The organism is Acinetobacter sp. ANC 5378 (genome assembly GCF_013004315.1).
Lineage (GTDB): Bacteria > Pseudomonadota > Gammaproteobacteria > Pseudomonadales > Moraxellaceae > Acinetobacter.
Window position 1 is genome coordinate 1 of the sequence record NZ_JABERK010000099.1, and the last position, 6829, is coordinate 6829.

The window sequence follows — 6829 nt, forward strand, 5'->3', positions numbered from 1 at the left end:
ATATTATACGAAATCAGTCTAATAAAGATTTAAAGCTATAACAGCTTTCAAAACCCCATATTTGACCAAAAATTAAACCAAAAGTAAAAAATAGAAGAATGCTAAAAAAATAAAGAAATGTAGGAAAATATTGCATTCTATATTTCCATACATGAGCATCATATTTCATTGATCTCTCCAATAGTTCGCGCCCATGCGGGACGCTCTGATTCTAAGTTTTAGGTTTTAAAGGGAGCTTGTAATCAAAGGAAAAGATTTAATAATTTTAATTTCGCGAATCACTCGTAGACACTCGTTCTGCTATATCACCACATAACATTTGTATTAAGAGCTTGAGATTCAGGACCAACCTGAGGGGGAACATTAGCCTGTAATTGTGGTTCATTTTTAAAATAGTTAAAAGGACGTTCGCCATCATCTATAACTTGACGACAGACAGACGGATCGACAGAAAGTTTAGTACCCTGCTGAGTATAAGCATAATATTTACCATTAAATTTAGTACAGCCAGAAAATACAGGTTTTGCAGTAACTTCATATTGAACATTTACAGGTTTAAAGGGATCACTGGGGAAGTAATCAACAATTATTTGATCCATATGATTTCTATTAGATTCTTGAAGTTGATCATTTTTGGCTTGTAATACGGAAGGATCGTACATTTCTTGACATTGTTGTTCTGTTAGATTGAATTGATCAATACATTTAGAGATGTTAACGAGTAACTGATTTTGAGCCGAAAAATTAGGGTTAGGTGAATTTGGATCATGTGAATTTGAATTTTGTGCAATATCCTGAACGACTTGTTTATCACCAGTAGCATTAATATATTTACTAAAGACAGGCGAACCGATCCAGAAAACAAAAGCTAAAGCAGCACCAACAAGAGAAAGAGAAGTTAATAATTTTCGAGGGATTTTAAATTTATGTGTATCAACAACAGTTGATTCATAATAATCAAAAACTTTTTTGTTAGGGCGATAAATTGTAGTAGTACAACCCTTTTTAATTGAAGCATTATCAAGATTCTCAGGATCGGAACAAACTTGCTGCCATTCCCTTTTATTACTCCAAGGCATACCCTGAACACGTTGCATATGTATATGCTTTTCTAAAAGCCGTCTAATATGCGTATGAATAAACATAGGATGTTGAGTAACAACAAAAATATCAATACCTCTATGACGGTGTTTTTCTAATAAAGTCATCCACTGAGGAAGTTCCTCCGTTTTGGCATTAGTAGGAACATCACGAGTAAATTCTTGAACCTCATCAATAATAACCAAAGCACCATCTGAAACAGAAGCCCATTCATTAAAATGATCAAGAACATTTAACTGGTATTTTTCAGCCTGTAAACCACGAAAATTACAGAAATAAACCAAACGCCCTTTTGCAATTTCATCAAGAGCCATAGACATGAGATAAGCAGATTTATACGAACCTGGCTTACCTGTGATTAATTGAATAGCCATTTTTTATGATCCTGTATTAATACCAAAGGCACGAATAGCAATAGACATTATTTTTATGCTGAAACATGCAGAAGAAGTAGCAAGAAGAATTGAGATAGCATGAGGGAAATCTAAATACTGAATAACCTGTAAAGAAGTACCACCGATAACAGAAAAATCAGAAACTTGATCAGTTATTTGTGAAGTTAAGCGATCCATTAAAGGTTGAACGGTATTTATTAGAAAGTAATAAACAAGTCCAGCCGTAACGGCACCAGTAACCAACTTAGCAACAACAGACAGGACAGAATAAAGAAGAACTAAAAGAGGTATAGGCATTATATTGTTCTCACTGTAGCGTCTAACATTCTTAAACAAGTAAGAAGGACAATAAGATTAAGTAAGATTTTTAAAAGAGCTAATAAAGGACACCACTGAGATAAAGCAATATTTACTGGACCGAAAATTGGTAATTGAATCTGAAAATCAGAAAGACAAGCAGAAGAACCAAAAGTTAATTTATTAGCCAAATTATTTAAAGATGATTGTGCATTACCCTGTGCATTTAAATAACGAGAATCATTAGAAGCTTGACCGATTTGTTCTAATTCAGATTTTCCTTCATCACTAAAAACATCTTTTATAGAATCAATACCATCACGAATTTCAGTTAATAAACCATTAGTTTCAGTTAAATCAACACTAGCACCAGAAGCAGGTTGATCAGAGGGAGAACCATCACCGCCAGTAGGAGAATCTTTATCTCGAATAGCTTTTAATAAATCTTCTTGTCTTAATGAAGAATCGTTGATTTCAGTAAGTTTAGAATTAGTTGAATCTATTTTATTATTAGTTAAACCGATTTGATTAGAGAGATCGGAAATAGAAGTTAAAAGCTCATTTTTAAAAGATGTAAGTTTGTCAGAAACCTTGTTAATAGCATTAACCACTGGAGAGAAATCAATAATAAAATTATTAGTTGTATTCGTTGTATTAGTAGTGGTTGAACCATCGGAATTAGTAGTTGTATTGGTTGAAGTACTTGAACCAGAACCAGTACCAGTATTATTAGAACCAGTACCATCACCATCACCATCACCATCACCATCACCATCACCAGAACCAGTATCACCAGTGGAAGGAGTAGTTTTTATACAAATCTTTTTATCATTAAATGAACCAGAAACATAACCTTCACCACAGCCTTGAGGGGGGCGATCACAGTAAGTAGCACCATTACAACCCTTTTCAACAGGAGGAACAGTGTCAGGAGGACAAACAATAGAGCCATTAAATTGACGAGTACAACCATCATCGGGAGGAGTAAAACAACCACCGTAAGGATCTTTAGGATCACAAGGAGGATTTAATAAATCTTCTTTACAGCCGGGATCAGGAGTTTGAGAAACAGAGCTAAAAGTAGTCGTAATTGAACCATTTACAATAGGAGCATTATTAATTGTTGAACTGGTGTATTTACACATCACACCATTGTTAGGAACACAAATAGATTTTTTTATCTGACCTGTAATTGATTGAGTGACAATTTTATAATCAGGATGCCAACATTCAGGATCAGGAGCAGCAATACGCGACCAAGTACCTAAAACAAGAGAACCAATACCAGTTTGATAACAATAACCGGAACTAGTAGAATTTTGAGCAGATTTTGCCCCAATCCCTATACATGCCTCTAAAGGCGTTGTCCCGGTAGCTGTATTACCATAAGAGCTATTTTGTAGAGTATATCTAGCCTTATAAACATAATTTTCAGCATAAACAAAATGAGAAAAAAATAGACAAAATAATAAAATTAAATATTTAAAAAACTTCATAAAACCCCCAAAATTCCCTAAATATTTAATTTAAAAAAAAGGGCGAGCCGAAGCCCACCCGAAAAACTTAACTGAAAAATGCAGCCTTGACCCATTTGAAGATAACCGCAATACCTGCAAGGGCAAGCAAAGCAGTACCAACAGCAGTAATAGCAGCAGTACCGTCAGTAGTAAGATCGCCAACAATTTCAGTAACATCAACAGCAGCGTTTGCATTAGAAGCAGCCAAAGCACCGCCTAAAGTAGCCCCCAAACCATACACACGAGCATCTTTTAAGAATGCTTTAAAAGCAGTCTTACCAGTACCGTATTTATTTTTTAAACCTTGTTCAAGTTGTAATTGATCCATGATAGACCCCTTATTTTAGTTAAACCCCATCAAACGGAGTATGATTTTAAAAACACCGTAAACACCCAAAAGAACAATAAACATGATCATTAGAGCGCCAACAGCTTCACTGGAGAGATAAGCTAAACAACTTGTTTGATCCGATGAATAGAACATACAAATCATTTTGCTTTTCTCATTTTAAAAATGACGACAGGCGCAGCGATGTGAAGAAGTACACCAACAGCGAAGAAGTACCAGACGAGAACCTGAATCATTTTTTAAAATTCCTAAATATGTTGATGGATAGACATGTGTTTAACCATTTCAGAACGAATAATCGGTTTATTGCAGAATTGGCAAACAACATATTTTTTTGATTTGTTTACAAGCTTTCTTATTGTTTCGAGTTCTTGAAATGGCTTTAACATGATTTATCCTTTATAATTAATAACGTAAGTTATTGATTTATTTACATAATCTATATTATACGAAGTGGTATAATTAAGCCTTTGATTTTGTTAAGCTTTCTAAATACAAAGCATTCATGAAAAGATAAATCTTGTTCATTAACAAAATACTGGCCACACCCTGAACAGAAATCCATGTCTAGGCTCCAACTTTCTTAGGAACTGGCTTAACACTGAAAACTTGCCACTGTGAACCAAACTTAGTTTGTTGTTCTGAAAATTCGATTTCAACTTCCTGACCATTGTCTGCACATTGTTCTAGTACAGCTTGAATCTGTTCTAATGGCATCATGCCTGGAGTAGGAGTTAAATTGTATTTAACTGGTGAAAGTACAGTCGTAGATAGATAAGTAACGTCTTCACCTTTTTTATTCTGACCACGATAAACAGATGGGAAAATTGTGCGTTTATTAAATGATACTTGCATGGTAAAAGCCTCCTCAGGCAACTAAATGTAAACTCGGTTTTGAGCTGTATTGTGAAACTGGAATTTGATAGTCAGATGGCATCTGGTCGCACATCTTGAGTTCGAACATACGAACGAAAGGAATAACTTTGCCGTTTGGATTTTTATGTAGGTTTTGAATATGAGACTTTGAAATACCAACATCCAACAACGAATTAAGTGCGTGATAAAATGTTCTTTCGTTATAAAGTTCTTTTGTAGCCTGTAAGCCCATTTGGCGAACCAATGAATAAAACTTCATAGCATTTGTTGCTTTGGTATAACTTGGCTTACCTGTCTTGGTATAAGTAACTAACTTAGATTTAAGTAAATCTAAGATTTCTCCATCAGATGAAAAATTCATATATTTACCCTTCATTGTGTCTAAAATTGGGTCAAAAGCTACGTGCCAGAGGCGTAGCAATAATTCTGGCTGTTCATTTTGCAGTTTAATTAACTGAATTAAATTTGACGGATAACCGTTTTTAGTGAGATAGGTTTTACAGATTCGTCCTTCCAATCGAAGAACAGCATTGGCAAAAGGCAAAACATCATGCATAGCCATAACAAGCGTTTTAGAACGCATACAGCCCTTGTCTGCTTTCTTTTGAATTTTATTTAACTGACTTTTTACTTCTTCAAATTTGCCATAGGCTTTAGGACGAACGCTTGCAGCATCATTGCCCCAAGTAATGTAATTTTCATATTTGATTTGGCGAGCTTTACGATGACCAGATGCAAGATTTGCCATGTAATCCAAAACAGGTTGAACCATATTCTGATGAGGCAATCTAAAAAGATAAGTCGTATCGAGGCATAAAACCTCAGCATTTTCTACATCAAGAATTGGAGCCAATTTAGGAAATGCTTCTAATAACATACCAATCATATGATGAGCACCAAGTTCTATTGATTCAAAACCATAAACATTGTGACCCTGTAAAAGCTTGAGTGGAGAAGCTTTAATCTCAACATAAGGCACAGTGTTCATCGTATTGGTATAGAACTTGACAGCCATATCAGTGTAGTCACTTGGGAGAGCTTCATAAGGGTGATACAAATCCCCTGTTATTGTCTGTCCATCATCTGTTTTACTAACATGTCGAGTTGCTGCAGGAACTCCAAAGTCACGAATATCACCATTAAATTGATGGTGATTATCAAAACTACGCACATGCGTAGAAAAGATTGGAATCGCTATACGGAGAAAATCGAGCATAGTAATTACTCAGCTAATACACGATCAAATAACTGTCTATATTCACTAGCAGAAATCAAAATTAATGTAAGACAAGCACCAATAAAACCGATTGCAATACCCTTCTCATATTCAGAAGTGATTTCAAAAATCAAAATTTCAATACGAGCTAATGCTTGTTCTTTATTCATGATTCACCCAAATAAAATATAATTCTATAGATTTCTATGGGATTATAGATATATAGGTGAAACAAAATCAATAGATTTCTATAGAATTCTATAGAAATTTTTAGAAGGGCAAATATCATGGCTCAAAATGTTTATTTAAATGAATGGGAGCAAAAGAAGCTCTATAAAAAAATGATTGAGTTAAACAACAAGCTAGCTGAAAAAGGTATGAGAGGAATATCAAAAGAAAGCCAACTAATTCATAAAATATTGGAGCTAAGCATAGAAAAGCTTGAAGTATCAGAAAGCGGATCAATCATATTAAAAGAATAAAAAACAACCAAAAACAGATCTAAATAAGAAACGATCTCAATAACTATGAAAGCTCCGTTATATATAGCTCATAGAGCAAATTGCAAAAAACTTTTGTCAGTCAGGCACACTATTAGACAGTAGTGTGCCAGATCAAAAAGCAGTAGTCGCGGCGAAACAAGTTTCTGCCTGCGCCTACTACTACCTACTACTTACTGGGGCTAAAAAATGGAAGAAACAGCAATACAATTAAATAATATGAGTGCTGAAATAGAATCTATGGTTTTTAGAATGATTTTATTCAAAGGAATAACAGCAATTATTTTAATAGCAATTATGATATACATATCAATAAAACTGATTAAATACTTTAAAAACAAAGATATAGAAATAAATATAAGCTACAAAGAAAAGAATAAAAATGATGAAAGAAAAGAACCAAAACTATAAAAAACCGATTTCGTATAATACAGATTGATGTTAAATGCACTTCTCTGCCCTCTGCGATCCTAGCAACATTGACAAATAAAAAGCCCACTGGAGAGATTTACCAATGGGCCTTTTATTTGTAGCAATGTGAAGTGCAAGTAACATAATCACGGTCATATTATACGAAA

9 protein-coding genes are annotated in these 6829 nt (G+C 34.2%); 2 read left to right on the plus strand and 7 right to left on the minus strand.

Translation table 11 applies throughout. The features are described from left to right. Positions 1-305 precede the first annotated feature (305 nt). The 7 genes from HLH16_RS15505 to HLH16_RS15535 form a co-directional block, all read right to left on the minus strand. Positions 306-1475 (minus strand): zonular occludens toxin domain-containing protein, encoded by a 1170-nt coding sequence (locus tag HLH16_RS15505; protein WP_171529994.1) that lies wholly within the window; start codon positions 1473-1475, stop codon positions 306-308. Between the two features lie 3 nt (positions 1476-1478). Then, positions 1479-1793 (minus strand): DUF2523 domain-containing protein, encoded by a 315-nt coding sequence (locus HLH16_RS15510; RefSeq protein ID WP_171529995.1) that lies wholly within the window; start codon positions 1791-1793, stop codon positions 1479-1481. Next, positions 1793-3289: a hypothetical protein gene (locus HLH16_RS15515; RefSeq protein ID WP_171529996.1), complete on the minus strand. Its 1497-nt coding sequence runs from the start codon at positions 3287-3289 to the stop codon at positions 1793-1795. The genes HLH16_RS15510 and HLH16_RS15515 overlap by 1 nt, the downstream gene beginning before the upstream one ends. Before the next feature lie 67 nt (positions 3290-3356). Beyond that, the gene (locus tag HLH16_RS15520; RefSeq protein ID WP_171529997.1) at positions 3357-3638 is read right to left on the minus strand and encodes a major capsid protein; all 282 of its coding nucleotides are present in this window, start codon (positions 3636-3638) and stop codon (positions 3357-3359) included. Between the two features lie 588 nt (positions 3639-4226). Next, complete coding sequence (locus HLH16_RS15525; protein ID WP_171529998.1) at positions 4227-4514, minus strand: hypothetical protein; 288 nt, start codon at positions 4512-4514, stop codon at positions 4227-4229. 13 nt (positions 4515-4527) lie between these two features. Next, complete coding sequence (locus HLH16_RS15530; RefSeq protein ID WP_171529999.1) at positions 4528-5751, minus strand: phage/plasmid replication protein, II/X family; 1224 nt, start codon at positions 5749-5751, stop codon at positions 4528-4530. A 5-nt stretch (positions 5752-5756) separates the two neighbouring features. After that, positions 5757-5921, minus strand: coding sequence for a hypothetical protein (locus HLH16_RS15535; protein WP_171530000.1), 165 nt, complete (start codon positions 5919-5921; stop codon positions 5757-5759). 117 nt (positions 5922-6038) lie between these two features. Here HLH16_RS15535 and HLH16_RS15540 point away from each other — a divergent pair, with 117 nt between their 5' ends. After that, positions 6039-6233, plus strand: a complete 195-nt coding sequence (locus HLH16_RS15540; RefSeq protein WP_171530001.1) for a hypothetical protein — start codon at positions 6039-6041, stop codon at positions 6231-6233. A 207-nt stretch (positions 6234-6440) separates the two neighbouring features. Next, positions 6441-6662 (plus strand): hypothetical protein, encoded by a 222-nt coding sequence (locus HLH16_RS15545; RefSeq protein WP_171530002.1) that lies wholly within the window; start codon positions 6441-6443, stop codon positions 6660-6662. The last annotated feature ends 167 nt before the right edge of the window (positions 6663-6829 follow it).